Here is a 25,297-nt window from a genome sequence, read left to right on the forward strand (position 1 = left end):
GTATAAATAATGAAACGGATAAAGTTAGTATTGCTTTCAATGCTATTGGTTATGTTAACTGCTTGTAGTACTGCGCCAAGGCAAATAAATAATCAACAAAGTGATATGTCAGAGCGAGGTAAAGCATCATTCTATGCAGACAAATATCATGGCAGAACCACGGCTAATGGCGAACGTTTTAGCCAACAGGCGGCAACGGCTGCGCATCTAAGACTCCCATTTGGTACAAAAGTGAAAGTTACCAATATTGCTAATAATAAGTCTGTAGTGGTCAGAATTAATGACAGGGGGCCTTATATTCGGGGGCGAATTATTGATTTATCTAAGGCGATGTTTAAAAAAATAGCCGACCCTAAAGTTGGCGTTATTGATGTAACGGTCACCGTTATTGATAAAAGTAATACTGCTAAGGACTAGAAGCGGGTCGTTAACGCCACATAGTCAGGGTGTTCATTGAGCAATTGTTGATGTGAACCTTGAGCGATGATTTGTCCACTGTCTAACCAGATGACACTATCCATTTGCGATAACAACGCTGGATCATGAGTAATTGTTAATACACTAGCATGCTTTTTTAGCTGTAAAATACTGTTCATAACGGCTTGTTTAGAAATATTATCGAGCCCTTCAGTGGGTTCATCGAGCACTACAATGGCGGGTTGTTGCAGCAGCGCTTGTGCCAAGGCAATGCGTCTTGACTGGCCTTGAGAGACACTGCGTCCCCCTGTGCCTAAACGAGTATTTAAGCCTTCTTTTAGCGTGCTAAACCAGTTACCCAGCTCGGCTTGTTTTAACGCCGCTGTCATTTGTTGCGGTGTTGCATCAGGTGCCGCATAGGCAAGATTATCGCTTAATGTACCATCAAAAATATGATGCTGCTGGGCTAAAATATTTAATGTTTTTGCACGGCTTTCATTATTTAAATTATGCAGGTTTATTGTTTCTTTTTCGTTTTGTAAGCTAATTGCACCTTGTTGCAGAGGCCATAAACCGCTTAGTAAATTCACTAAGGTTGTTTTACCACTGCCGCTTCTACCAACAATCGCCACTTTATGCTTTGCAGGTAGCTCAAAACTCACATTATTTAATGCCTGCTTTTGGCCATAGTGGTAGCTGACATTATTTAATGACAAAGCCCAGTGCTTATTTAATAGCTCAATATCTGTGGTGGATACATCATTTGTATTAAGTGTTTTGTCTTCAAAGGTAAAGAGTCGCTCAGCTGCTTTGAGCACATTAGGGAGTTCAATAAAGGCATTGGGTAGTAACAATACGCTTTCAAAACTGGCAAGCACAAACAGGCTCAACATCGCCAGCTCTACATTTACCATAGCACCGCTAAACACTAGCGGCACAATAGTAACAATGCTGGAAAGCATAGCCAATTGCACTATGAGTAAGCTCAACCCATCAGCATTGCCAAGAGCCTTATGACGAATAAATAATTGCTGATTATACTGCTCACTTAACTGATCACATTTAGTGAGTTGCTGGTGTCGAGCTTGATAAATATTTAGTTCTCTGAGACCCGTTAAGGTATCTGAAAGCTCTGCTCTTAGTTGCGCACTAAGTAAGGTTTCTTGGTGGCTATTTTTATCTAATTGCTTACTTAATATTGCCGGTATAACCACCCCAATAATAACAATCCCAACAAAACAAATAAGAGCGACATTCACATTGTAGGCTGACATAAACAGCATAATAATAGGCACAGTCAGTAAAGCTACTAACATCGGCAGCAACACATTTAAATAAAACTTATCTAGTGCGTCTACATCGTTTTGCAAGCGATTAACTAAATCGGCACTGCGGCTCATAGCTAAATCAAGGTTATTAAGTCTACTGAGTGTGGCGAACATATTTACTCGTATTTCACTTAACAATAAAAATGTGGCGTTGTGAGTAACTAAGCGTTCAGCGTAACGTGAGGCGGTGCGCACAATCGCCAAAAAACGAATGGTGCCAGCTGGGGTAAAGTAGTTCATATGGACGCCTGCAATTCCTGCGGCAGCCATAGAAGCTAAAAACCAGCCGGAAATAGCGAGTAAGCCTACATTAGCTAGCACCGTGAGTGACGCTAGAAACGTCCCTAAAAGCATCGCTTTATAATGAGGGCGGCACAATTTAAGTAAACGAATAAAGTTAGTCATTAGTCGCTCCATGTTGCGCTGTTTGCAGCAGCTTTGCAAATTCGCCAGATTGCTGGCTGAGCGCTTTAAAATCGCCGTGTTGAGCGATGCAGCCGTTTTCCATAACGATAAGTTGCTTGGCATTTTTTACTGTATTTAAGCGATGTGCAATGGTGATCACCAAGTGTTTTTTTGCATATTCAGCAATAGCGTTTTGAATGAGTTGCTCGGTTTGGCTATCTAAATGAGCGGTTGGCTCATCGAGCATTAAAATAGGGGCGTGTTTTAAAAATGCACGAGCTAGAGCGATACGCTGTTTTTGCCCGCCAGAGAGTCCTTCGCCTTGCTCACCTATTAAGGTATTAAAGCCATCGGGCAGCTCGTTAATAAATTCCAGTGCGCCTGCTTGCTTTGCAGCATGTTCAAGTGCTTCATGTGAAGCGTCTGGGTTACCTAGTTTTATATTGGCGGCTAGGGTATCGTAAAATAAGGTTGGCTTTTGTGGGATCCAGGCAATGTTTTGTTGTAATTGGCTTATATCGGCTGTCGTCAATGGTTGTTGGTCAATGGATATGTGTTGTATTACTTCTGGGTGAAAACCAAGCATGCAATCAAGTAGGGTGCTCTTACCAGAGCCGCTAGCTCCCACAATGGCTACTAGTCCTTTGCTTGGCAGGGTTAAATTAATATTATTAATTCCCTCATTGCTATTAGGGTAGCTAAAGTTGAGATCATGGATGCTGATAGTATTGTTAGCATCAATATTGATATTCGCTGTGTGGCTATTATCATTTGCTGGCAGTGGTGCATTTAAAATAATCAACATATCTGCAGCGGCACTAATTCCCTGTAGGCGCGCATGGTAATGGCTGCCTAATTGGCGAAGGGGTAAATAAAATTCAGGTGCTAGTAACAGCACTACAAAGCCAGTAGCAAAATCCAGAGTGCCAAAAAACAATCTAAAACCAATAATTACCGCTACCAGTGCCACACTAATTGTGGCTAAAAACTCCAGCGCAAAAGAGGATAAAAAAGCAATTTTTAACACGCTTAGCGTTGCGTGCCTAAAATCATCTGAAATACGCGCAATTTGTTTGAGTTCTTTGCGCGTGGCATTAAATAATTTTAGTTGAGTAAGCCCTTGTACACGGTCAAAAAAATAGTTTCCTAATACTGCCAGTTGTTGCCAACGTTTTTGATTAAGCGCCTCGGCTTTGTGACCAACTAGAATCATAAAAAAAGGAATAAGTGGCGCGGTTAATAAAAATATTAATCCTGCTTTGTAATCGGTAGGAAATATAACCACTAATATAGCCAATGGAATAAGCGCACTATAGGCAACACCGGGTAGGTATTTAGCATAGTAGTCATGGAGTGCCTCTACACCATTGTGCAGCGTGTTGAGCGTAGCGCCTTGGCCATTTTTCTCTATATAACTTGGGCCGAGTTGTGTGAGTTTATCGAGTAAGGTTTGGCGAATAGCCGATTTAATTTTAAGCGTAGCAAATGCGCTTAATCGCTCGCTGAGTGCTAAGAAAATGGCACGCAGTAAAATAATACCCGCTAAAGGCCATAAATACTGGGTAACTTGGGCTAAATTACGCCCTTCAAACATTACCTCATGAATGGTTTGCGCGAGTAAATAAGCACCTGCAATCATTAAAATCGCATTAACGGTTCCAAGTGCAATGCTTAGCTTTAACCACATTGCCGCCGGTTTACTCTGCTGTTTTAAAAAAGCGCGCAGGGGTTGTTGCTGCGCGCGATTTGGTCGGGGATTAGTCGTCATTGTGATTTGTATTATGCTCGTTTAATAAATCATGGGTGGCTTGTTCATCATCAGCAATGCTGTTTTTATTTTGATGAAATTCATACCACATCACGTTTATAACGCCTAAGGTACAAGCAAGCAGTACACCTAAAATCCACGCGAAATACCACATAATTTAGTCTCCTTAATAACTGCCGTGAGGGTTATTTTCAATTTCATCAACGGTCACTCTGCGCCACATTTTCACATAACACCAGATGGTGTAGGCTAAAATGAGTGGCACAAATATAACCACAGCAATAAACATAACATTGAGTGTTCTGTGGCTCGATACCGCATCCCAAATTGTTAAGCTAATATCAGGGTTATTGCTTGAAGGCATAATAAACGGAAATAACGAAACGCCCGCAGTCATAATCACCCCAATTAACATCACACTGGTTGCTAATAATCCCAAAGCGGGCTTATTCAATTTAGAAAACAGCAGTGCACACAGTGCCATCGAAAATGCCAAAATAGGGAAGGTCATTGTCCATGGGCGTTCACTGTAGTTATTAAGCCATGCGCCTTGAGCAGTGGTAACTACTTTAGCCAGTGGATCTGCATGACCTTGGGTGTCACCCATAGAGGCAATTTGATAACCCGTTAGATTGGCAACCCACACACCAGCTGCCGCAAATAACACTATAAAGGCAAGTAATGAGTAGCGACCGTATTGTCCTGAGCGCTCAGCAACTTGATCAGCTGTGCGCAGTTGTAACCACATGCCCGCATGTGCCACTAACATGGTAATACTAACCAAGCCGGCAATAAGCGCAAACGGATTAAGCAAGGCAAAAAACGACCCTTGATAACTAACTCTCAATAAATTATCGATATGAAACGGTACACCCAAAAATAAGTTACCAAACGCTACACCAAATACTAGGGCAGGTATGGCACTGCCGGCAAATAAGCCCCAGTCCCAGTTATTACGCCAGCGTTTAGAGTCAACTTTAGAGCGATAGTCAAAGCCTAAAGGTCTAAAAAATAACGCAAATAACACCAGCATCATGGCAAAGTAAAAACCAGAAAACGCTGCCGCATACACCATAGGCCATGCTGCAAATAAAGCGCCACCTGCGGTTATAAACCATACTTGGTTACCATCCCAATGGGCGCCAATAGTGTTAATAACGGTACGGCGTTCAGAATCTGTTTTGCCGACTAAGCGTAGCAACATAGCAACGCCCATATCCATACCATCGGTAATGGCAAAACCAATTAACAGCACACCAATAATTAACCACCAGAGCATTTTTAATGTTTCATAATCAAAAATCATGATAGTTCTCCTTTAGCAGCCGTGCTGTGATCAGGTAATTCAAAATGGTACTTACCGGTATGAAGGGAGCTTGGTCCTTGCTTAATAAATTTAATCATTAACCATGCTTCAACAATCGCCAGTCCAGTATAGAAAATAATAAAACCAGTTAAGCTAATTAAAATATCATTAACCGTCAGCGATGACGTTGCTAAAAAGGTCGGTAATACTTCAGAAATAGCCCATGGCTGGCGGCCATATTCAGCCACAATCCAACCAAATTCAATAGCAATCCAAGGCAAAGGAATGCTCAATACCGTCGCCCATAACAACCAACGTTTTTGTTCAATAATACGATGGGCGTTGTAATAAAAAGAGAGAATAAACACGCCAAGCATAATTACGCCACAGCCAACCATAATCCTAAATGACCAAAACATAGGGCCCACTTTAGGGAAGGAGTCTTTAACGGCTTGTTGTATTTGTGCCTCGCTGGCATCTACCACGTTAGGAGTGTAACGTTTAAGTAATAAGCCATAGCCTAAATCATCTTTCACGTTATCAAACTTTTCGATATTTGCAGGGGTATCGTCACCTGCGCGAAGTTTTTCCAGGTATTCATAAGCAATCATGCCATTGCGAATACGCTTTTCGTGTTTTTTCTCAAGATCTGAAATACCAATCACTTGCTCATCGAGTGAGCGTGTTGCAATAATACCTAATGCGTAAGGAATTTTTACCGCAGCATGAGTTACTTGCTCTTCAGAGTCAGGAATACCTAGCATGGTAAAGGCGGCAGGCGCTTCTTCGGTATGCCATTCCGCTTCAATGGTGGCGAGTTTTACTTTTTGTACTTCACCGACTTCGTAGCCAGATTCATCACCGAGTAAAATAACACATAAAATAGAGGCTAAACCAAAGCCCGATGCCACCGAGAACGAACGTTTAGCAAATGCTAAATCACGTCCTTTTAATATGTACCAGCTACTAATTCCAAGTACAAACATAGAGGCGGCAACATAACCTGCAGACACAGTATGAATAAACTTAACTTGTGCTACAGGGTTAAATACCAGCTCTGCAAAACTGGTCATTTCCATACGCATGGTTTGATAGTTAAACTCTGCGCCGACTGGGTTTTGCATCCACGCATTAGCAACTAAAATCCACAGCGCAGACATATTAGTGCCCAGCGCCATTAAAAATGTTACCCCTAAATGCTGGCGTTTAGAGAGCCTATCCCAGCCTAAAAAGAACATCCCCACAAAGGTTGATTCTAAAAAGAAGGCCATTAAGCCTTCAATAGCCAGTGGTGCACCAAATACATCACCCACATAATGAGAGTAATACGACCAGTTAGTACCAAACTCAAATTCCATAGTGAGGCCGGTAGCCACACCAATAGCAAAGTTAATACCAAATAACTTGCCCCAAAACTTAGTCATATCACGATAAATCTCGCGACCGGTCATAACATAAACCGATTCCATAATAACTAAAATCCAGGTCATACCGATTGTTAACGGCACAAATAAAAAATGAAATAGAGCGGTGACAGCAAACTGTAATCGCGATAGATCCACAAAGGTTTCATCTATCATTTTTGGCTCCTTTGGTTGTGATGCAGTGACAGCACAAAGCAATTGTCAATAATTTAATAAACTTTCAGTAATTTCTGAAAGTTTGCGTCATTATTAGTGTTTGTACAATTTTTGTCAATATGTATATTAGAAAACTTTAATATACTATGACATTACATCAGCTTATAAAATACGCAATCATCAATTAAGAGTAAGCGATAAAAAAGTGGTGTGTTTTAAGCGTTTAACCTAGCCTTAAAACACGGTAAACTAATCGGTATGAACGCCGGGTTTACTTGTGAAAAAATAGCAAATGAAAAAAGATAAAAAACAACTACGAATTGGTATTGTGGCAGGTGAACTGTCGGGCGATATTTTAGGTGAAGGGCTCATTAAAGCGCTTAAAGCGCATTTTCCTGATGCAATCTTTGAAGGTATTGCAGGCCCTAAAATGCAAGCTCAAGGCTGTAAAACGCTGTTTGATATGGATGAGTTGTCGGTTATGGGCTTGGTTGAAGTCCTAGGCCGTTTACCGCGTTTACTAAAAATCCGCAAACAGTTAGTACAGCATTTTATTGATAACCCTCCTGATGTGTTTATAGGCATTGACGCGCCCGATTTTAATTTGCGCGTAGAAAAACCATTAAAAGACGCAGGCATTAAAACTGTGCAATACGTAAGTCCTTCGGTATGGGCGTGGCGTGAAAAACGTATACACACCATAAGCGCTGCCACTAACTTAGTATTGGCTTTATTGCCTTTTGAAAAAGAATTTTACGACAAACACCAAGTACCTTGTACTTTTGTAGGCCATACATTAGCCGACGACATTGCACTTGAGCACGACGATAGCCAAGCTCGCAGCCAACTAGGCTTAAGTGCTGATGACAAGGTGTTAGCGTTATTACCCGGGAGCCGGGGCTCAGAAGTGGGCTTGTTAAGTGAAACCTACATAAAAACAGCGTCTCAGTTGCAAGCACAGAACCCAGCGCTTAAAGTCGTTGTGCCACTGGTGAACGAAAAGCGCAAAGCGCAGTTTATTGCTATTTTAAATGCCACAGCGCCCTCACTTAATGTTAACTTACTAGATGGCCAATCAAATTTAGCTATGCAAGCCGCCGATGCTATATTACTGGCATCAGGTACGGCAACGCTTGAGGGCATGTTATACAAAAAGCCAATGGTGGTTGGTTATAAAATTAAACCACTAAGTTATTGGATTTTTAAAACCTTATTTACCTTTAATATTAAATATTTTTCGCTTCCAAATTTATTGGCAGACGAAGAATTAGTACCAGAGTTTTTACAAAGTGAGTGTAATGTGGCTAATTTAACCGCGGCACTCACTCCTATGCTAAATAGCGATAATAAAGAATTAAAAGCCCGCTTTTTAGCCATACATGAAAAAATTAGATTAGATGCAAGTAAACAAGCTGCAAATGCAGTGGCGGAGTTAATAAATGCAAATTGAACGACCTAATGTAACCCTAATTGCCGGCGTAGATGAAGTGGGTCGTGGACCGCTGGTGGGTGATGTGGTTACTGCCGCTGTTATTTTAAATCCCGCTAAGCCAATCGCAGGCCTTGCCGATTCTAAAAAATTAACGGATAAAAAACGCCAATTATTAGCCATCGAAATAAAAGAAAAAGCACTGTGTTACGCCATTGGTCGTTGTAGCCCAAGCGAAATAGATGAGCTAAATATATTACAAGCCACCATGCTTGCCATGAGCCGCGCGGTGGAAGCACTTAGCACAGTGCCTGAATTTGTGTTTGTAGATGGAAACCGCCTTCCTAAATTGGCTATGCCTGCTCAAGCAGTGGTGAAAGGCGATAGCTTAGTCGCTGAAATATCAGCCGCGTCTATTTTAGCAAAAGTGGCCCGTGATGATGAAATGATTGAACTTGATGCGCGCTATCCACAGTATGGGTTTGCAGGGCATAAAGGGTATCCGACTAAAGCACACTTTGCAGCGCTTGAACAATACGGTGCTATAGATGAGCATCGTAAGAGCTTTAAACCGGTGCAGCGTGTACTTGCGCTTTCGGGTAAGGAGTAATTATGGCAGCTCCTGATTTTGTTCACTTACGAGTGCACTCAGACTTTTCGATGGTTGATGGTTTGGCAAAAACCAAACCAATTGTTGCTAAAGCACAAGAGCTTGAAATGCCAGCGCTGGCAATTACCGATCAAATGAACTTTTGTGGTTTAGTGCGTTTTTATGGCGCAGCGCATAACGCAGGTATCAAGCCACTTGTTGGCGCTGACTTTTGGGTACGTAGTCCTGAGTTTCCTGATGAGCCAAGCCGAATAACGTTATTAGCTAAAGATAACACTGGCTATAAAAATATCACCTTATTAATTTCTAAAGCCTACCAACGTGGTCATGTGTTTCATCGCCCAGTGATTGACCGTGAATGGTTAGTTGATTTAAAAGAGGGGCTCATCATACTCTCGGGTGCAAAAGATGGCGATTTAGGAAAAGCATTAATAAAAGGCAACCCCGCTATTGTTGAGTCGGTGGTAAGCTTTTATAAACAGCACTTCAGCGATCATTATTATATTGAGCTTATTCGCACCAACCGTGCTCAAGAAGAAAATTATTTGCACATGGCAGTGGAGCTTGCAACCACAGAGCAACTGCCAGTAGTGGCTACCAATGAAGTGGTATTTTTAAAGCCAGAAAACTTTGAAGCCCATGAAATTCGGGTGGCTATTTTTGATGGTTATACCCTAGATGATAAACGCCGACCAAAGCGTTTTTCACAAGAGCAATACCTAAAAACGCCAGAACAAATGGCAGAGCTATTTAGTGATATTCCAGAGGCGTTACAAAATACCGTAGAAATCGCAAAGCGCTGTAATGTAACCGTTCAATTAGGTGAGTATTTCCTACCAGATTACCCTACAGGCTCATTAAAAATTGATGAGTTTTTGGTTAAAGTCTCACAAGATGGACTTGAAGAACGACTGCAATTTTTATTTCCTGATGAACAAGAACGCCAAGAAAAACGCGGCGAATACGATGAGCGTTTAAAGATAGAGCTCGATGTAATTAACCAAATGGGATTTCCTGGTTACTTCTTGATCGTAATGGAATTTATTCAATGGAGTAAAGATAACAATATTCCTGTAGGTCCAGGGCGTGGTTCAGGTGCGGGCTCCTTAGTAGCTTATGCCCTTAAAATTACCGACCTTGATCCACTAGAGTTCGATTTACTCTTCGAGCGCTTCTTGAATCCAGAACGTGTTTCTATGCCCGACTTTGATGTCGATTTTTGTATGGATAGGCGTGATGAAGTAATTGATCACGTATCGGCCTTGTATGGCCGTGATGCGGTATCGCAAATTATTACTTTTGGTACTATGGCGGCCAAAGCGGTTATACGCGATGTAGGCCGGGTACTTGGTCATCCTTATGGATTTGTTGATCGTATTTCTAAGCTTATTCCGGGCGACCCTGGGATGACACTGGCTAAAGCGTTTGACGTTGAACCTCGTTTGCAAGAAGCCTACGACGGCGATGAAGAAGTTAAAGACTTAATCGACATGTGTCGTATTCTTGAGGGTTGTACCCGTAATGCCGGTAAACACGCAGGAGGGGTTGTAATATCGCCGACCACGATTACCGATTTTGCTGCGCTCTATTGTGATGATGAAGGCAAGTTTCCGGTTACTCAGTTTGATAAAAACGATGTAGAAACCGCCGGTTTGGTTAAGTTTGACTTTTTAGGCTTACGTACGCTGACCATCTTACAGTGGGCGCTGGATATGACCAATGAGCGCTTAAAGCGTGAAGGCAAGCAGCCGGTCGATATCAACACCATTCCATTGGATGATAAAAAAAGTATTGAACTACTGCTGCGCGCTGAAACCACCGCGGTATTCCAGCTAGAATCACGCGGCATGAAAGACCTAGTTCGCCGATTAAAGCCCGATTGCTTTGAAGATATGATAGCCTTAGTGGCCTTGTTCCGCCCAGGTCCACTGCAATCAGGCATGGTAGATAACTTCATCGACCGAAAGCTCGGCAGAGAAGAAATCTCATATCCCGATGCGCAATACCAACACGAAAGTTTAAAGCCGATTCTTGAGCCGACATACGGCATTATTTTGTATCAAGAACAAGTTATGCAAATAGCGCAGGTACTGGCCGGTTATACACTGGGCGGCGCCGACATGTTACGTCGTGCTATGGGTAAGAAAAAGCCTGAAGAAATGGCAAAACAGCGTTCAACCTTTGAAGAAGGCGCACGTAACAACGGTATTGACGGCGAACTGGCAATAAAAATATTTGACTTGGTTGAAAAGTTTGCGGGTTACGGTTTTAACAAATCTCACTCAGCAGCTTATGCATTAGTATCGTATCAAACGCTGTGGATGAAAACGCATTATCCGGCCGAGTTTATGGCGGCGGTAATGTCGGCTGATATGGATAACACCGACAAAATAGTCACGCTGGTGGATGAATGTGAAAACATGAAACTCACTTTGTTACCGCCCGATGTAAACGCCGGTGAATACAAGTTTACTGTTAACCTTCAAGGTGAGATTGTTTACGGCATAGGGGCAATTAAAGGTGTGGGTGAAGCGCCGGTTGATGCCATATTAGAGGCGCGAGCAAAAGGCGGCCCATTTAAAGACCTATTTGATTTTTGTGCGCGTGTTGATTTAAAACGCTTAAATAAACGCGTTACCGAGAAATTAATTTATGCAGGCGCATTAGACCAACTAGGGCCTGAAAAAACTCAACCTGGGCGAGCAACACTATTAGCCAGCTTAAAAGATGCGATGCGCGCAGCCGATCAGCACAACAAAGCTGAATTATTAGGGCAAAGTGATTTATTTGGTTTACTTGCTACAGAGCCTGATGAAGTAGAGCAAGCGTTTATAAAAGCGACACCGCTTACGGATAATCAGTGGCTTGATGGCGAAAAAGACACCCTAGGCCTTTACTTAACCGGTCACCCTATAAACCAGTATCGACGAGAGCTTGGGCATTACACCAGTGGTCGACTCATCGACTTACAACCAACTAATCGTGATGTGCTCTCAACTGGAGCAGGTTTAGTGATTGCAGCGAGAACCTTAATTAATAAAAAAGGAAATCGTTGGGGGCTGATAACTTTAGATGACAAAAGCGCCCGAATTGATGTACGCTTGTTTCCAGAACAGTTTGAAATGTACCAAGATATGTTGCAAATCAACAATATTTTGGTGATATCCGGACAGGTCAGCTTTGATAACTTCTCTGGTGGTATTACAATGACCGCCAGAGAAATAAACACCATTGCTCAGGCGCGTGAAAAGCGTATAAAAGCGATTAAGATGACGCTGAATATGGTGCAGATCGAGGCTGGTTTCTTCGACAAATTACAAAAAGTACTCGAACCATACAAAATGGGAACGTGTCCGATCAAGGTATATTATCAACGCCCCGATGCGTTGGTGCAATTGACCCTAGGGATCGAATGGTGTGTTACGCCAAGTGACGACTTAATTCATAAGTTATCGCTGATGGCAGCGCAAAATGTAGAACTAGAATTTAACTAATTAGGTAGTTTAGAGCATGAGCCTCAATTATCTTGATTTTGAGCTTCCAATTGCAGAATTAGAAGCAAAAATTGAAGAATTACAAAATGTAAGCCGCGCTGGCGAATTAGACCTTGGATTAGAAGAGGAAGTCAGCAAACTTAAAGAAAAGAGCGCACAAATGAAGGAGAAAATTTTCTCTGAACTAGGCGCTTGGCAAGTATCACAGTTAGCACGTCATCCGTTGCGTCCTTATACTCGAGATTATATCGAGCGTATTTTCACGGAATTTGACGAATTTGCGGGTGATCGCACGTTTGCTAACGACCCTGCCATTTTAGGCGGCGTAGCCCGTTTAGATGGTGAGCCAGTAATGGTGATTGGTCAGCAAAAAGGCCGTGGTACTGCTGAAAAGATTAAACGCAATTTTGGCATGCCAAAACCTGAAGGTTACCGTAAAGCATTGCGCTTAATGGAAATGGCAGAGCGTTTTAAAATGCCAATTATGACCTTTATCGACACCCCAGGTGCATACCCTGGTGTTGGCGCTGAAGAGCGTGGTCAGTCTGAAGCAATTGCACGTAACCTAAAAGTAATGGCCGCACTTAAAGTACCAACAATTTGTACTGTTATTGGTGAAGGTGGTTCAGGTGGTGCATTAGCCATTGGTGTGGGCGACAGAGTAAACATGTTGCAATACAGCACTTACTCGGTTATTTCACCAGAGGGTTGTGCCTCTATTTTATGGAAAAGTGCTGACAAAGCACCATTGGCTGCAGAGGCAATGGGTGTAACAGCAGAGCGTGTTAAAGAGCTAGATTTAATTAATAATTTAGTTGAAGAGCCTCTAGGCGGCGCGCACCGTAATTATGATGCGATGGCGCGTAACTTAAAAGTACGCCTTAAGCGCGATTTAGCAGACCTACAAGCGTTGTCGCTTGAAGAGATGCTTGATCAACGTTACAAGCGTTTAATGTCGTTTGGTTATTGTTAAAAATAGCTAAATGTAGCTAAATAACCTGAACTCTGGATAATAAATCTATCTCAAGCAGCTATTTTCAGCGCTAACTGCGTTGAATTTACTTGCAATAGGCCAGCTATTGACGCGAAAATTCGCCTTGTTTTCACTTTAAATCTCTGGCTAGAGAGAATAAATCTAATTATTACTATGATTCAATATGTTAGTAAATCTCTTAACCAAAGTTCAGGTTAAATAGAGAAAAAAGCCGCCTATGCGGCTTTTTTTTTTTTTTAAATACCGTAACGTAGAGCCTTTATTGTTCGGGTTATTAGCAATTTACTCATTGGGTATATTAATGCACAAAACACCTATTTATCTGCAGGTAAAAAAAGCCCTTAATTACTACTTAGAAAATGGGCAATTCATATTTACAGTAGCCTTATCTGGTGGGGTAGATTCGGTCGTGCTATTGCATATTATGCATGGGTTAAAACAGCAGTACCCGCAATTAGATTTAAGTGCAATTTATGTCAATCATGGCTTAAGTGATAACGCCCATCACTGGCAGCAATTTTGTCAAGCACGCTGTGAGCAGCTTTCAATTGGTTTTAAGGCGGTAAACGTCATTATTGAGCCGAAATCGCGCACCAGTATTGAAGCGCAGGCTCGCGAAGCGCGTTATCAAGCGCTTGATGAACACAGCCCAAGTGATAGTGTTATTTTGTTAGGCCAGCATTTAAATGACCAAGTAGAGACATTTCTACTTCGTTTAAAGCGCGGCTCAGGCTTAAAAGGGCTCGGCGCTATGCAGCAAACTCGCGTGCTTGAAAGTGGCCGTGAGTGCTATAGGCCATTACTTGGGGTAAAACGCAGCGACATAGAAGCGTTTGCGCAGCAATTTAATATTAGCCATATTACTGATGAATCAAACTCCAATGAATGCTTTGATCGTAATTTTTTGCGTCAACAAATCGTGCCCAAGTTGGCAGAGCGTTTTACTGGGTTTGAGCAGTGTACAGCCCGTAGTATAGAATTATTACAACAGCAACAAGCACTGCTTGATGAATATACCCAGCAAGATCTCGCACAGTGTATTAACCAACATCAGGCGCTTAATATACAAAATATGGCTCATTACAGCGCTATTCGCATTGCGAATCTTCTGCGCGCATGGCTGGCTCTATTTACCCATACCATGCCTTCGCAAAAACAGTTAATGCAAATAATGAGTCAGGCTATTCATGCGCAAGCTGATGCGCAAATGGTTATTGAGCTAAGCGGTGGGCAAATACGCCGCCACCAAGGTTATCTGTATTTTGTGCAACCGAGGCCTTTAGCCGTTAATATTGAACGCGTAACAAGTCACGAACTAGTGCTGAATGACGGAAAAATACTACAATGCCTGCAGGGAATAGGTATACGCGCCCCTAAACCTGATGAACAAGTCAGTGTTCGTTTTAACTGTAATAGTGCGCGTATTAAACCACTAAAAAAGCCCGGCAGTAATACCCTTAAGCATTGGTTTAAAGATGCAAAAGTAGCGCCTTGGCTACGTGCTGATATTCCATTAATTTTTTACAATGATGAGCTAGTTCAAGTGGTTGGCTATTTTATTAGTGATAACCACAAAGATGATACTGGTTTTATTTGGGAGTATAAATCATGAGTCAACAACCTCATGTTGGGCTGTCGCTTATAAATAAGGCACCTACTGGCATATTAATTACGCTATTGATTGCGGTTTTAGCGAATGTATTTTTAACCCTTAATATAATTACATTAGGCTACGCTGTGTTGGGCGGTATGGTATGTGCCGCCATTTTACTTGCCTATTGGTTAGGTAAAGGGGGCGTATTTTTCATTTTAGGGGTGAGTATGCCATTACTGTTAGTGCTTTTTACACCGCTTGCGACAATTGCCGCATTGCTTAATTTACTCAGTGGCTTCTTTTTTGGCTTTTGCGCCATGTTGCTCATTTATAAGCACGTGATATTAAAAAAGTAGCGTAAAAAAGCCCAGCGGGGGAGGCTAGGCTTTTTAAAAATAATGTTTTTATTACTTAATAGGCTTTTGCGCAGTTTCGCCCAGATGCTTTTGCTTTATATAAGCCTTTATCTGCGCGAGAAAATATCTCGTTCTGGCAATCGTCGCTATTAGTCAGCGTAAAACCAATACTGGCTGTGACGTTGTATTTAGACATAATCGGTGAGTTTCTGACTAAACGCATAATACGTTCAGCCACCACTTTATTGGTGGTAAAAGCCGGGTCTTCGATTAATATTGAAAACTCATCGCCACCAAAGCGAAATACCGAATCAGTCCCCCTAATACTACTAGATAAAACCGCAGCAAACTCGATTAAAACGTCATCGCCAATTTTATGACCATAGTTGTCATTTACTTGCTTAAAATTATCTAAATCAAGCAGCATTAAACTAAACGAATGACCGTTACGTCGATGATTTTCAAGCTTTTGTAGCAACATGTCATTAAATTGACTACGGTTGTTTAATCCGGTTAATGAATCTTTTGTGGCTAGCCTTAATACACGGTTATACATAAGCGCATTGCGCAATGGATAAATTAGTACACTATGAAAGTGTTGAAGCTTTTTCTCAATAGCCGCACTAAGCGGATATTTTGTATAATAAGTTAATGTGCCTAAGTACTCATTTTCAACTTTTAAATCAAACGAGTACGCTGGATTTTCAACATCACTATTGGGTGTTTTTACATCAATACTTGTTGCTTTAAAATGCACACCAGAAAAATTAAGCAGTTGTTTTGCAAAATTTGCAAACGTTCCTAAAATATCTTCTAAAACTAAGCTCGTTTGCAGTTTAGCTGCTAGCTCATGCAGTGCTGTCGGTGTATTGCTATTATATTGCTCTGCTGAGAACGGCAAAAATTCGCCGCGACCAGAGATACGTTGTGTCAAAATATGAACGTTTTCCACTATTTCTTCCCCCTATAGTATTACTTTTTATAACTAAGCAGGTTATATGCCATATTTACATTCTGGCTGAAACTTATACGGTTGCTATAGTTAAGTTACATTCCATTGATTGATTATAAGGATTGCATTGCAAAATATTAATGCTCAGGTTTTTGGACTTTTAGTTGCTGCGGTTCTATTTGTATGGCTATTTAAGCGAATAGGGCTTCCCCCTGTATTAGCTTATTTAGCGGTAGGTTTACTAGCTGGTGGCCATGGTGTTGGTTGGATGGCACAAAGCCATGAAATGGACTTTATTGCTGAGCTGGGTATTGTGTTTTTGTTATTTAGTTTAGGGCTGGAGTTTTCTGTATCGCGCTTAATGGCAATGCGAAATATCGTATTTGGCTTAGGCTCATTGCAAGTCATAGTCAGCAGTATCTTGCTTATTTTAATCCTTTATTTATTAAATTTTAGTTTATTAACTAGTTTTACCATCGGCATTATTATTATGCTCTCCTCTACGGCAGTGGTTGCTAAATTATTAAAAGAGAGTGGTGATTTAAATAAACGCCGAGGGCAATTGGCAATCGGTGTTTTACTATTTCAAGACATTGCGGTTGTGCCGTTACTCATTATTTTGCCTTTATTTGCCAGCAGTGATCCCAATAGTATTGGTTGGGCATTACTGTTTGCGCTGACTAAAGGCGCGTTTGTGTGCGTATTGCTATGGGCTATTGGCAAGTGGGTTTTGCCCAAGGTGTTTAAAGAAGTGGCACTAGCACGAAGCGATGAGCTGTTTGTATTAACCACGTTATTGGTGTCTTTGTTTGCAGGGTTACTCACATACTCCTTTGGTTTATCAATGGCATTAGGCGCTTTTTTAGCAGGCATGATGCTAGGGGAGAGCCACTATCGTCATCAATTAGAGGCGGATATTCGCCCGTTTCGCGATATTCTCATGGGGTTATTTTTTGTAACCGTGGGGATGCAGTTAGACATTGGTTTTGTTGTTGATCATGCGGGTATTATTATTGTTGCCTTGATGGGCATCTTAATCTTAAAAATTGCCGTAGTGATGTTATCTTCTTTATTTATGGGAGAGCGAAAAAAAGATGCGTTAGCGTGCGCTATAATGTTGTGGCAAATGGGTGAGTTTGGCTTTGTGTTAATTGCACTCGCTGCACAGCATAACTTGCTGAGCGTTGAGCAAGTATCATTTTTAATTGCCATGGGCGTAATTTCTATGGCGCTTACGCCCTATTTAATTGATAAAACTCCTTTTATTTTAAAACGACTAGGCATGTTAGAGCGCGCAAAGTTTGCCTTTGAAGACGAGCTTCAAAGTAGCACGCTTTATCATAACCATGTGGTGATATGCGGTTTTTCTCGAGTAGGACAAACTATTGCCCGCTTTTTATCCCCAGAGGCAATTGATTATGTGGCAATAGAGAGCGACCCCATTTTAGTACAAGAAGGAAAAGCGGCGGGCGAGCCTTTAATATTTGGTCATGTTGAGCAAAAAGATATTTTAAAGTGTGCGGGGGTAGAGCGAGCGCGACTAGTCATTATTACTTTTACCGAATTTCAACAAACTCAAATAGTCATTAATGCCATTAAACAGGTTGCACCTAAGGTTAAAATACTCATAAGAACCCGTGATGATAGTCAGTTAGAGCGCTTAAAAGCGCTAGGGGTTACTGAGGTTGTGCCTGAGGCGCTTGAAGCAAGCTTAATGTTGGTGTCGCATGTTTTGTCAATGTCTGGTGTGCCAATGAGCCGTATTATTCGCCGTGTTAGTAGTGAGCGACGAAACCGTTATAAATTATTGCATAGCTTTTTTGCCGGCGAAAATATTGACAGCGATACCAACTTGCCAGAGCGTTTAGAGTATTTACATGCAATAGCCTTACCAGATAAAGCATTTGCGGTTAATAAAGCAATTAGCGAACTCAATTTAGCAAAAAGAAAAGTGCTAATTAAGGCGCTTCGCCGCGAGGGCGAAGAAATAGACACACCACAAGAACACACAATATTGTATGCTAATGATATTCTAGTGCTGCAAGGTAAACCACGGCGTGTAGAACGTGTTGAGCATTATTTACTTGATGGTATAGAGTAGCCCATCAAGCAAAAAAAACTTACTCTAGCTCTAAGAACTTTCTGATTTCAGGGAGTTGTTTCATACCATCGTCGTATCCGATTTGAATTAAATGCTGGGTGTAGCGTTTTTCAAATAACAAATAGCTGGTCAAACTCGACTGAGAGCGTTTTTTAACCCCGATCATACGCAGTAACACTTTAATTGCCCAAGGCATATCATCATAGTATTGCGCTGCAATTGCATTAAAGTTTTGCGAGGGGTTAATGATAAAGCTGTCTATTTGTTTTAACTCTTGATGCTTTTGTCTATCGGGTAATAACCCCAGCGTACGATTTACTCGATCTAATCGTTCTAAATCAGATTGCATAGTGTCGGTAAATACACTGTCGAGTAAGTGGCCTGCTACAGCAGAAAGCCCGGGGAAATGCGCAGAGTAACCTGGAGGGTGAGGCTCCTTGGGTTGTTCAACACCAATAATAAATATTTTATTTGCCCCTAAGTGAATAGACGGGCTTAAAGGTGAAAGTTGATGTATAGAACCATCACCAAAGTAGTGGTTATAAATATTTACACTAGGAAAAACCATAGGAATAGCACTTGAGGCCATTAAATGCTCAACATTAATTCGCGTAGCGCGACCTTCGCGTTTTGCTCGCTGCCAAGAATGCTGCGTATTTGACTGAAAAAAAGCAACAGAATCACCGGTCGTATAACTAGATGCTGTAATCGACAGCGCCTCTAAGTAGTCACGATGTAAGTTACGTTCAATTCGATGTAAATCAAGAATATCGTTTAATAGCTTTCTAAGTGGCCGATTATTTAATAAGCTCGCCGGTGGATGGTTTATATGCTCAGACTGAAAACTAGTTAAAATATTACGAGTAATATGACCAAACACACTCAAAAAGTCACTTTTATATACCATAGAGGTGGAAAAGTTTTTCCATACTGTCTCTAGCTTTCTAACGGCTAAATGCATACATGAAGCGTAACACGCTAACGCCGCAGAATTAATTGCGCCAGCAGATGTACCATTTATCACTCTAAAGGGCAGCGGGGCAGTTCTGGGCATACTTTGCGCTAAGGCTTTTAATACGCCGACTTGATAAGCCGCTCGGGCACCACCACCTGTAAGTAATAAGGCAATTTTAGGTTTACTAGGATCGACTTGCTTAATTTTCATGTTACGTATTTAAACTGTTCACTGTCTTTACTTTATTTATGCACTGTAAGTCTTTAAGCTAGAAGAATCAAAGGATACATTAGCTACATTAATAAATAATTAGTGGAGTTAATGAATTAAACCTGTTTAGAGTACTCTAAACAGCATCGCATTTTTATATTTATGGAGTTCGTATGTCAGATAAACCATCAGAATCAGATGTTCAAAAACGTCCGCCGAATAACAACCTTATCTTTGCAGGGGTAATTTTACTAATCATCATTATTGTCGCTGCGTTTGTTTTATTAAAACCAAGTGAATCTCCAAAAACAGTAATGCAGGTTGAAGAACCGGTAAAAGAGCAACCTATTATGGAGCTAAAGCCTGAAAACGACCCTGTGGTGGGTGCGCCTTCTGTTAAACCTGAAAAACCTGCCGAATTAGCCGTTCCAGCTCAGCGTCCAGAGGTTGAGCCCGAAGCCGAGATTGTGCCTTTACCAACGTTAAACGACAGCGACCCTGTAGTCATTGCAAAATTAGATGAATATTTGGGTGATGTAGCGATGAGCTTAGTGCTAAATGATGATGTTATTCGTCGTGGTGTGGTGTTTATCGATAATTTAGCAAAAGGCAAAGTGGCTACCAAGCACACCCCAGTTGCAAAGTTAGAAGAGGGTTTTCGTGTAAACGAAGGCGATATTTTAACAATTGACCCTAATAGTTATGAACGCTATACCCCGTATGTAAAAATATTAACAAGTATGAGTGCAGCACAAGCTGTGCGTTTATATGAAGAATATAAACCGCTGATCAACAGCGCATACACTGAAATTGGCTATAGTGATGATGAGTTTACTCAAACACTTGAAGATGCCATTGACCTGTTACTTGATACTCCTGAGCCAAAAGGCAGTTTACCTCTATTACGTGACTCAGTGACTTATCAGTATGCGTTTTCTGAATGGGAACAATTACCCGCAGCGCAAAAGCAACTTTTACGCATGGGCCCAGAGAATATGAAAAAAGTAAAAGCGGCACTACGTAACATAAAAGCAGAGTTAGAGAGCAATTAATAATCGCTTTAACACCTAAATAGACTGCGATTGTATATGAAGTATGCAATCGCACTTTCTTTTTTGATTATCCCTTGAATAACAGAGCAAAAGTAGAGATAATCTCAATCGCGCCAACCAAGGCCCTCAATGGTAGTCTTATTGGTCCTCTCGCAACACTAGCAGGCGAACCTGGTCAGGCCCGGAAGGGAGCAGCCACAGTTTGTGACGTGTGTGCCGAGATGTGGCTGGTAAGACTGCCACCCAAATTCCTCATTTGGTGTTGTTTGAAGTATAAGTTGACATATTTGTACTAAAAGATGGCATAAATTGGAAGTATAAGGTGGCATAGTCTAGTATTTAACCAAATGGTTAGATGGTTGACTAACATGCACAGAAGAAAACTCAAACACTCTCGTGTTAAAAACCTATATAAATTTGCTAGTCAAAAAAATAAATCTACTTGTTTAGTCGAATCCTCTTTAGAGTTTGATGCTTGTTTCCATTTTGAATTTTCACCATCAATAGCCGCATTTGAAGCACAGCCACTAGGTTACGAATATGAGTTTGATAACCGTACTTGCCGTTACACACCTGACTTTTTACTTACCCATACAGACGGTACGCAAAAATTTATAGAAGTAAAACCGCAAAGCAAAATTGCCGACGAAGACTTTCGTGCACGTTTTATTGAAAAGCAAGCCATAGCTAAGCAAGATGGACGTGACTTAATACTGGTTACTGATAAGCAAATCCGTGTATATCCAACACTCAATAATTTAAAGCTTTTACATCGCTACTCTGGTTTACAGTCTTTAACAGATCTGCAAGCATCGGTGCTAGAACTTGTTAAGCAATACGGCTCTATTAAAGTGGGCCAGTTAGTTAGCTTTTTAAAAGTAACTGCCGGTGAGATACTTGCTACAGTGCTACGCTTATTATCATTAGGGCAGTTATTTGCCGACTTAACTACAAATGAAATATCAATAGAAACAGCCATTTGGTCTAATAATGTTTAATGACGGTTTGTTTGATGATGAGTTTAACCAGCCATTACCAAAAGTAGAAACCAAACTACCTCAAAATTACGCCAAAGATTTACAAGCCCTTCCTGAAAAAATTAAAAATACAACATTTGCTAAGTTTAAATATATTCAATGGCTTGAGGCTAATATTCAAGGTGGTTGGACACAAAAAAACCTTGAGCCTTTATTGAAAGTAATGCCTGAAGTTGAGGGAGAAAAAAAGCCCAGCTGGAGAACAGCAGCACGATGGTATAGCGCTTATATAAGTGCCGATAAAAATATCATGGCGCTAATACCAAGCCACCAAAAAAAGGGTAACAGGGAGCGCGATACAGCCACCGACAAGTTTTTTGAAAAAGCGCTTGAACGTTACTTAGTAAAAGAAAAGCCTTTTGTCTCTTCGGCTTATAAGTATTACGCAGACTTAGTTATTATTGAAAACGACAGTGTTGTGGGCAGTGATTTAAAACCTTTAACATATAAAGCATTTAAAAACAGAGTAGATAACTTACCACAATACGAGGTGATGGTTGCGCGTTATGGCAAGCGCCTTGCTGATATTGCGTTTAATAAAGTAGAAGGGCATAAAAGGCCTACCCGAATACTCGAAAAAGTTGAAATTGACCATACGCCACTTGATCTTATCTTATTAGATGATGAGCTGCATATCCCACTTGGTCGGCCAACACTCACTATGTTAGTAGATGTGTATAGCCATTGCATTGTTGGCTATTACTTTAGCTTCAGTGAGCCTAGCTATGATGCAGTGAGGCGAGCAATGCTAAATGCCATGAAACCTAAAAATGAAGTGGCAAAACTATACCCCGATACGATTAATGAGTGGAAGTGTGCTGGCAAAATTGAAACACTCGTTGTTGATAATGGCGCTGAATTTTGGAGTAACAGCCTTGAACTTGCTTGTGAAGAAATAGGCATTAATACTCAGTATAACCCTGTTGCAAAGCCTTGGTTAAAACCCTTTGTAGAACGTATGTTCGGTACAATTAACACTGAATTATTAGACCCTATTCCAGGTAAAACCTTTTCCAACATTTTACAAAAGCATGAATACAATCCCAAAAAAGATGCAATCATGCGATTTACAACTTTTATGCAGTTATTTCATAAATGGGTAGTAGACGTTTACCATCAAGATGCTGACAGCCGCTTTAAGTACATACCTAGCCAACTATGGGAGCAAGGCTTTAGTACGTTACCACCAACAATGCTAAGTGATACTGATCTTCAACAACTAGATGTTGTACTCAGTATTTCAAACCATAGGGTGCTTCGTAAAGGTGGGATACGGCTAGAAAACCTTAGCTACGACAGTACTGAACTGGCGAACTATAGAAAGCAGTTTAGCCACAAAGTATCTCAAGAAGTTTTAATTAAATTAAACCCCGATGATATTTCTTATATATATGTTTACCTCGATAAGCTAGAGCATTACATAAAAGTGCCATGCATAGATCCAAACGGTTACAGCCAAAATTTAAGTTTGAATCAGCACAAAATAAATATACGCATTCATCGTGATTTTATTTCGGGCTCTATCGATAATGTAGGCTTAGCAAAAGCGCGTATGTTCATTCATAACAAAATTCAAAACGAGTTTGAAGAGCTAAAAAATGTGCCAAAAAACTCAAAGGTAAAAGGGGGTAAAGCGTTAGCTAAGCATCAAAATGTTAGTAGTGACTCACAAAAATCAATAGCTCAGAGCGAGCCAGTAGAGCCCAAAAAGGTTGCATCTAAAGAGCAACCAACTGATAGCTGGGATGACTTTATCTCAGACCTTGATGGATTTTAATTATGCTGACCGATAAACAAAAAGAAAAGCTGAATGAGTTTCGTGATGTATTTATTGAATACCCAATAATAAGCACGGTATTTAACGACTTCGACAGATTAAGACTTGGTAAAGGGTTAGCGGGCGAAAAGCCCTGCATGCTTTTAAATGGCGATACAGGCACAGGTAAAACTGCACTGATCAAGCAATATAAAGAACGACATTTACCGCAATTCATTAATGGAGTGATGAATCACCCTGTATTAGTAAGCCGCATACCTAGCAATCCGACATTAGAATCTACTTTAGCGGAGCTTCTTAAAGACTTAGGGCAAGTAGGCAGCACAGAGCGTAAGCTACGAATAAACGGCACTCGCTTAACCACATCATTAATAAAATGTCTAAAAACGTGTGGCACAGAGCTTATAATTATTGATGAGTTTCAAGAGTTAATTGAGCATAACCAAGGTAAAAAACGCCGCGAGATTGCCAACCGATTAAAATACATTAACGATGAAGCGGGTGTATCAATTGTATTGGTAGGTATGCCGTGGGCAGAAAAAATAGCAGACGAGCCTCAATGGTCATCGCGTTTATTAGTAAGGCGGCAGCTGCCTTATTTTAAACTATCAGAAAACCCAAAGCACTTTGTGCAGTTAATAATTGGCCTAGCCAACCGTATGCCATTTACCGAAAAACCAAATTTAAGTGAGCAAGCAACAGTATTTGCTTTGTTCTCCTTATCAAAAGGTTGCTTTAGAACATTAAAATACTTTTTAGATGATGCCGTACTTTATGCATTAATGGATAACGCGAAAACCCTCACAACCAAGCATTTAGTTAAAGCATTTGAAGTACTGTTTCCTGATGTGCCAAACCCATTTACTTTGCCTGTTGCAGAAATTACAGCAAGTGAAGTCGAGCGCTACTCACTATACAAACCTGAAAGCGCCCAAGATGAAGATCCGTTTATAGCAACCAAGTTTACTGAACGGATGCCTATTAGTCAGTTGTTGAGGAAGTGAAGTGTTGGTTTATCAAATGAATCGAGTGTATGAAATTTGGAGTTACATGTGTTATTTATTGAATAGAAATATAAGAATAGGGATGTATAAATGAGTGAAGTAAATTTTCTATCGGCATTTATAAAAAGAACAGATGGAATTAAAAATCCAGAACTAATTAATATTGATGATCCTGAAAAAGGTGAAAATGAAAGTTACTTATCACTAATTTCAAGTATTAGTAACTTACTTGATTTTGATAACTTAGTTATCTTAGCTGGCTCTGGAACCTCATTAACATTTCAAGGTATTGCTCCAAGTATGGGGCAACTATGGGAAAAGTGTAAAGAACAAGATCCAGATAAATTTCAAGATGTTCTTGATGCAGTGAAATATGATGAAAACCAGAAAAAAAGAGATTCAAAAACAAATGAGCCGTGGAATGATATCGAATTATTATTATCATTGTGTGATCAATATATTGCTTTGTTTCCAAATGCAGCAAAAACCGGAGAGCTTACTTCTTTCTTAAATCAATCCAAAACAGTTATCTTAAACGAAACTAACTTTACAGATAAAATAAATTCAAATGATTGGTTTTCCCATGATAAATTCATCCGAACTTTAGGTCGAAGAAGTCCAAAGCAGCAAAGACTTAAATTATTTACAACTAATTATGATTTGGCATTCGAACATTCTGCTGCAAATACAGGTTTTGTAGTTGTAGACGGTTTTGATTTTTCATCCCCTAGTTATTTTAACCCTGCCTGGTATCGCTATGATATTGTTGATAGAAGTGGACACTCTAAAAGTCCAAATTCTTATATCCCAAATGTTTTCCAGCTTTATAAAATGCATGGCTCTGTTAATTGCGGAGTTTTTCAAGGTAGTTGTCCGATTTTCCCGTTTTATGCTGCTGCCTGAGCCTGCACGATTTCCCGCTCCGGAT

20 protein-coding genes and 1 other RNA gene are annotated in these 25,297 nt (G+C 40.7%); 14 read left to right on the plus strand and 7 right to left on the minus strand.

What is annotated here, in order from left to right; genetic code table 11:
- Positions 1-9 precede the first annotated feature (9 nt).
- A complete protein-coding gene (locus AAEY57_RS06675; RefSeq protein ID WP_008467506.1) occupies positions 10-417 on the plus strand; it encodes a septal ring lytic transglycosylase RlpA family protein in 408 nt (135 codons plus the stop codon).
- Here AAEY57_RS06675 and cydC read toward each other — a convergent pair.
- From cydC to AAEY57_RS06700, 5 genes are read right to left on the minus strand one after another with little or no spacing between them, the layout of a single operon-like run.
- A complete protein-coding gene (gene cydC, locus AAEY57_RS06680) occupies positions 414-2,150 on the minus strand; it encodes a thiol reductant ABC exporter subunit CydC (protein WP_036953787.1) in 1,737 nt (578 codons plus the stop codon). The genes AAEY57_RS06675 and cydC overlap by 4 nt on opposite strands.
- A complete protein-coding gene (gene cydD, locus AAEY57_RS06685; RefSeq protein ID WP_350607044.1) occupies positions 2,143-3,918 on the minus strand; it encodes a thiol reductant ABC exporter subunit CydD in 1,776 nt (591 codons plus the stop codon). The genes cydC and cydD overlap by 8 nt, the downstream gene beginning before the upstream one ends.
- On the minus strand, positions 3,908-4,072 hold the full coding sequence (cydX, locus tag AAEY57_RS06690; RefSeq protein WP_008110965.1) for a cytochrome bd-I oxidase subunit CydX: 165 nt from the start codon (positions 4,070-4,072) through the stop codon (positions 3,908-3,910). Before cydX ends, cydD begins: the two co-directional genes overlap by 11 nt.
- Positions 4,073-4,084: 12 nt before the next feature.
- Positions 4,085-5,224 (minus strand): cytochrome d ubiquinol oxidase subunit II, encoded by a 1,140-nt coding sequence (cydB, locus tag AAEY57_RS06695; RefSeq protein WP_036953794.1) that lies wholly within the window; start codon positions 5,222-5,224, stop codon positions 4,085-4,087.
- Positions 5,221-6,804, minus strand: a complete 1,584-nt coding sequence (locus AAEY57_RS06700) for a cytochrome ubiquinol oxidase subunit I (RefSeq protein WP_036953796.1) — start codon at positions 6,802-6,804, stop codon at positions 5,221-5,223. The genes cydB and AAEY57_RS06700 overlap by 4 nt, the downstream gene beginning before the upstream one ends.
- 292 nt (positions 6,805-7,096) lie before the next feature.
- Here AAEY57_RS06700 and lpxB point away from each other — a divergent pair, with 292 nt between their 5' ends.
- The 6 genes from lpxB (at position 7,097) to AAEY57_RS06730 (ending at position 15,281) form a co-directional block, all read left to right on the plus strand.
- The gene (gene lpxB / locus AAEY57_RS06705; RefSeq protein ID WP_036953799.1) at positions 7,097-8,254 is read left to right on the plus strand and encodes a lipid-A-disaccharide synthase; all 1,158 of its coding nucleotides are present in this window, start codon (positions 7,097-7,099) and stop codon (positions 8,252-8,254) included.
- Positions 8,244-8,843: a ribonuclease HII gene (gene rnhB, locus AAEY57_RS06710; RefSeq protein WP_008110956.1), complete on the plus strand. Its 600-nt coding sequence runs from the start codon at positions 8,244-8,246 to the stop codon at positions 8,841-8,843. The genes lpxB and rnhB overlap by 11 nt, the downstream gene beginning before the upstream one ends.
- Before the next feature lie 2 nt (positions 8,844-8,845).
- The gene (gene dnaE, locus AAEY57_RS06715) at positions 8,846-12,337 is read left to right on the plus strand and encodes a DNA polymerase III subunit alpha (RefSeq protein WP_350607049.1); all 3,492 of its coding nucleotides are present in this window, start codon (positions 8,846-8,848) and stop codon (positions 12,335-12,337) included.
- 16 nt (positions 12,338-12,353) lie between these two features.
- Positions 12,354-13,310 (plus strand): acetyl-CoA carboxylase carboxyl transferase subunit alpha, encoded by a 957-nt coding sequence (accA, locus tag AAEY57_RS06720; RefSeq protein ID WP_008467493.1) that lies wholly within the window; start codon positions 12,354-12,356, stop codon positions 13,308-13,310.
- Positions 13,311-13,632: 322 nt separating this feature from the next.
- Positions 13,633-14,943, plus strand: coding sequence for a tRNA lysidine(34) synthetase TilS (gene tilS, locus AAEY57_RS06725; protein WP_008467491.1), 1,311 nt, complete (start codon positions 13,633-13,635; stop codon positions 14,941-14,943).
- Entirely contained in the window at positions 14,940-15,281 is a 342-nt protein-coding gene (locus tag AAEY57_RS06730; protein ID WP_008467489.1) for a hypothetical protein, read from the plus strand. The genes tilS and AAEY57_RS06730 overlap by 4 nt, the downstream gene beginning before the upstream one ends.
- Before the next feature lie 55 nt (positions 15,282-15,336).
- Here AAEY57_RS06730 and AAEY57_RS06735 read toward each other — a convergent pair whose 3' ends face one another.
- The gene (locus tag AAEY57_RS06735; protein WP_008467488.1) at positions 15,337-16,233 is read right to left on the minus strand and encodes a GGDEF domain-containing protein; all 897 of its coding nucleotides are present in this window, start codon (positions 16,231-16,233) and stop codon (positions 15,337-15,339) included.
- Positions 16,234-16,360: 127 nt separating this feature from the next.
- Here AAEY57_RS06735 and AAEY57_RS06740 point away from each other — a divergent pair, with 127 nt between their 5' ends.
- Positions 16,361-18,334, plus strand: coding sequence for a monovalent cation:proton antiporter family protein (locus tag AAEY57_RS06740; protein WP_350607053.1), 1,974 nt, complete (start codon positions 16,361-16,363; stop codon positions 18,332-18,334).
- Between the two features lie 19 nt (positions 18,335-18,353).
- Here the strand turns inward: AAEY57_RS06740 and AAEY57_RS06745 are convergent, their stop codons facing one another.
- Complete coding sequence (locus AAEY57_RS06745) at positions 18,354-19,499, minus strand: patatin-like phospholipase family protein (protein WP_350607055.1); 1,146 nt, start codon at positions 19,497-19,499, stop codon at positions 18,354-18,356.
- Between the two features lie 173 nt (positions 19,500-19,672).
- On the opposite strand from AAEY57_RS06745, the gene AAEY57_RS06750 reads away from it, so the two are divergent.
- The 6 genes from AAEY57_RS06750 (at position 19,673) to AAEY57_RS06775 (ending at position 25,272) form a co-directional block, all read left to right on the plus strand.
- A complete protein-coding gene (locus AAEY57_RS06750) occupies positions 19,673-20,551 on the plus strand; it encodes a DUF3014 domain-containing protein (RefSeq protein WP_008467482.1) in 879 nt (292 codons plus the stop codon).
- Positions 20,552-20,690: 139 nt separating this feature from the next.
- Positions 20,691-20,787: signal recognition particle sRNA small type (gene ffs, locus AAEY57_RS06755), an RNA gene on the plus strand.
- Positions 20,788-20,919: 132 nt separating this feature from the next.
- Complete coding sequence (locus AAEY57_RS06760; RefSeq protein WP_350607058.1) at positions 20,920-21,549, plus strand: TnsA endonuclease N-terminal domain-containing protein; 630 nt, start codon at positions 20,920-20,922, stop codon at positions 21,547-21,549.
- Positions 21,542-23,365, plus strand: a complete 1,824-nt coding sequence (locus AAEY57_RS06765; RefSeq protein ID WP_350607060.1) for a TnsB C-terminal domain-containing protein — start codon at positions 21,542-21,544, stop codon at positions 23,363-23,365. The genes AAEY57_RS06760 and AAEY57_RS06765 overlap by 8 nt, the downstream gene beginning before the upstream one ends.
- Before the next feature lie 2 nt (positions 23,366-23,367).
- A complete protein-coding gene (locus AAEY57_RS06770) occupies positions 23,368-24,369 on the plus strand; it encodes a TniB family NTP-binding protein (protein ID WP_350607063.1) in 1,002 nt (333 codons plus the stop codon).
- A gap of 90 nt (positions 24,370-24,459) precedes the next feature.
- Entirely contained in the window at positions 24,460-25,272 is an 813-nt protein-coding gene (locus AAEY57_RS06775) for a hypothetical protein (protein ID WP_350607065.1), read from the plus strand.
- The last annotated feature ends 25 nt before the right edge of the window (positions 25,273-25,297 follow it).

This window comes from Pseudoalteromonas sp. MER144-MNA-CIBAN-0113 (assembly GCF_040308965.1).
GTDB lineage: Bacteria > Pseudomonadota > Gammaproteobacteria > Enterobacterales > Alteromonadaceae > Pseudoalteromonas > Pseudoalteromonas tetraodonis.

What these genes read in the sequence shown, in the direction of transcription:
- AAEY57_RS06745 (WP_350607055.1), bottom strand. Translation starts at nt 19,499, where the DNA reads ATGAAAATTAAGCAAGTCGATCCTAGTAAACCTAAAATTGCCTTATTA.
- AAEY57_RS06675 (WP_008467506.1), top strand. Translation starts at nt 10, where the DNA reads ATGAAACGGATAAAGTTAGTATTGCTTTCAATGCTATTGGTTATGTTA.
- cydB (WP_036953794.1), bottom strand. Translation starts at nt 5,224, where the DNA reads ATGATTTTTGATTATGAAACATTAAAAATGCTCTGGTGGTTAATTATT.
- accA (WP_008467493.1), top strand. Translation starts at nt 12,354, where the DNA reads ATGAGCCTCAATTATCTTGATTTTGAGCTTCCAATTGCAGAATTAGAA.
- AAEY57_RS06770 (WP_350607063.1), top strand. Translation starts at nt 23,368, where the DNA reads ATGCTGACCGATAAACAAAAAGAAAAGCTGAATGAGTTTCGTGATGTA.
- rnhB (WP_008110956.1), top strand. Translation starts at nt 8,244, where the DNA reads ATGCAAATTGAACGACCTAATGTAACCCTAATTGCCGGCGTAGATGAA.
- AAEY57_RS06775 (WP_350607065.1), top strand. Translation starts at nt 24,460, where the DNA reads ATGAGTGAAGTAAATTTTCTATCGGCATTTATAAAAAGAACAGATGGA.
- lpxB (WP_036953799.1), top strand. Translation starts at nt 7,097, where the DNA reads ATGAAAAAAGATAAAAAACAACTACGAATTGGTATTGTGGCAGGTGAA.
- dnaE (WP_350607049.1), top strand. Translation starts at nt 8,846, where the DNA reads ATGGCAGCTCCTGATTTTGTTCACTTACGAGTGCACTCAGACTTTTCG.
- cydX (WP_008110965.1), bottom strand. Translation starts at nt 4,072, where the DNA reads ATGTGGTATTTCGCGTGGATTTTAGGTGTACTGCTTGCTTGTACCTTA.
- AAEY57_RS06760 (WP_350607058.1), top strand. Translation starts at nt 20,920, where the DNA reads ATGCACAGAAGAAAACTCAAACACTCTCGTGTTAAAAACCTATATAAA.
- AAEY57_RS06700 (WP_036953796.1), bottom strand. Translation starts at nt 6,804, where the DNA reads ATGATAGATGAAACCTTTGTGGATCTATCGCGATTACAGTTTGCTGTC.
- cydC (WP_036953787.1), bottom strand. Translation starts at nt 2,150, where the DNA reads ATGACTAACTTTATTCGTTTACTTAAATTGTGCCGCCCTCATTATAAA.
- AAEY57_RS06730 (WP_008467489.1), top strand. Translation starts at nt 14,940, where the DNA reads ATGAGTCAACAACCTCATGTTGGGCTGTCGCTTATAAATAAGGCACCT.
- AAEY57_RS06750 (WP_008467482.1), top strand. Translation starts at nt 19,673, where the DNA reads ATGTCAGATAAACCATCAGAATCAGATGTTCAAAAACGTCCGCCGAAT.
- AAEY57_RS06765 (WP_350607060.1), top strand. Translation starts at nt 21,542, where the DNA reads ATGTTTAATGACGGTTTGTTTGATGATGAGTTTAACCAGCCATTACCA.
- cydD (WP_350607044.1), bottom strand. Translation starts at nt 3,918, where the DNA reads ATGACGACTAATCCCCGACCAAATCGCGCGCAGCAACAACCCCTGCGC.
- tilS (WP_008467491.1), top strand. Translation starts at nt 13,633, where the DNA reads ATGCACAAAACACCTATTTATCTGCAGGTAAAAAAAGCCCTTAATTAC.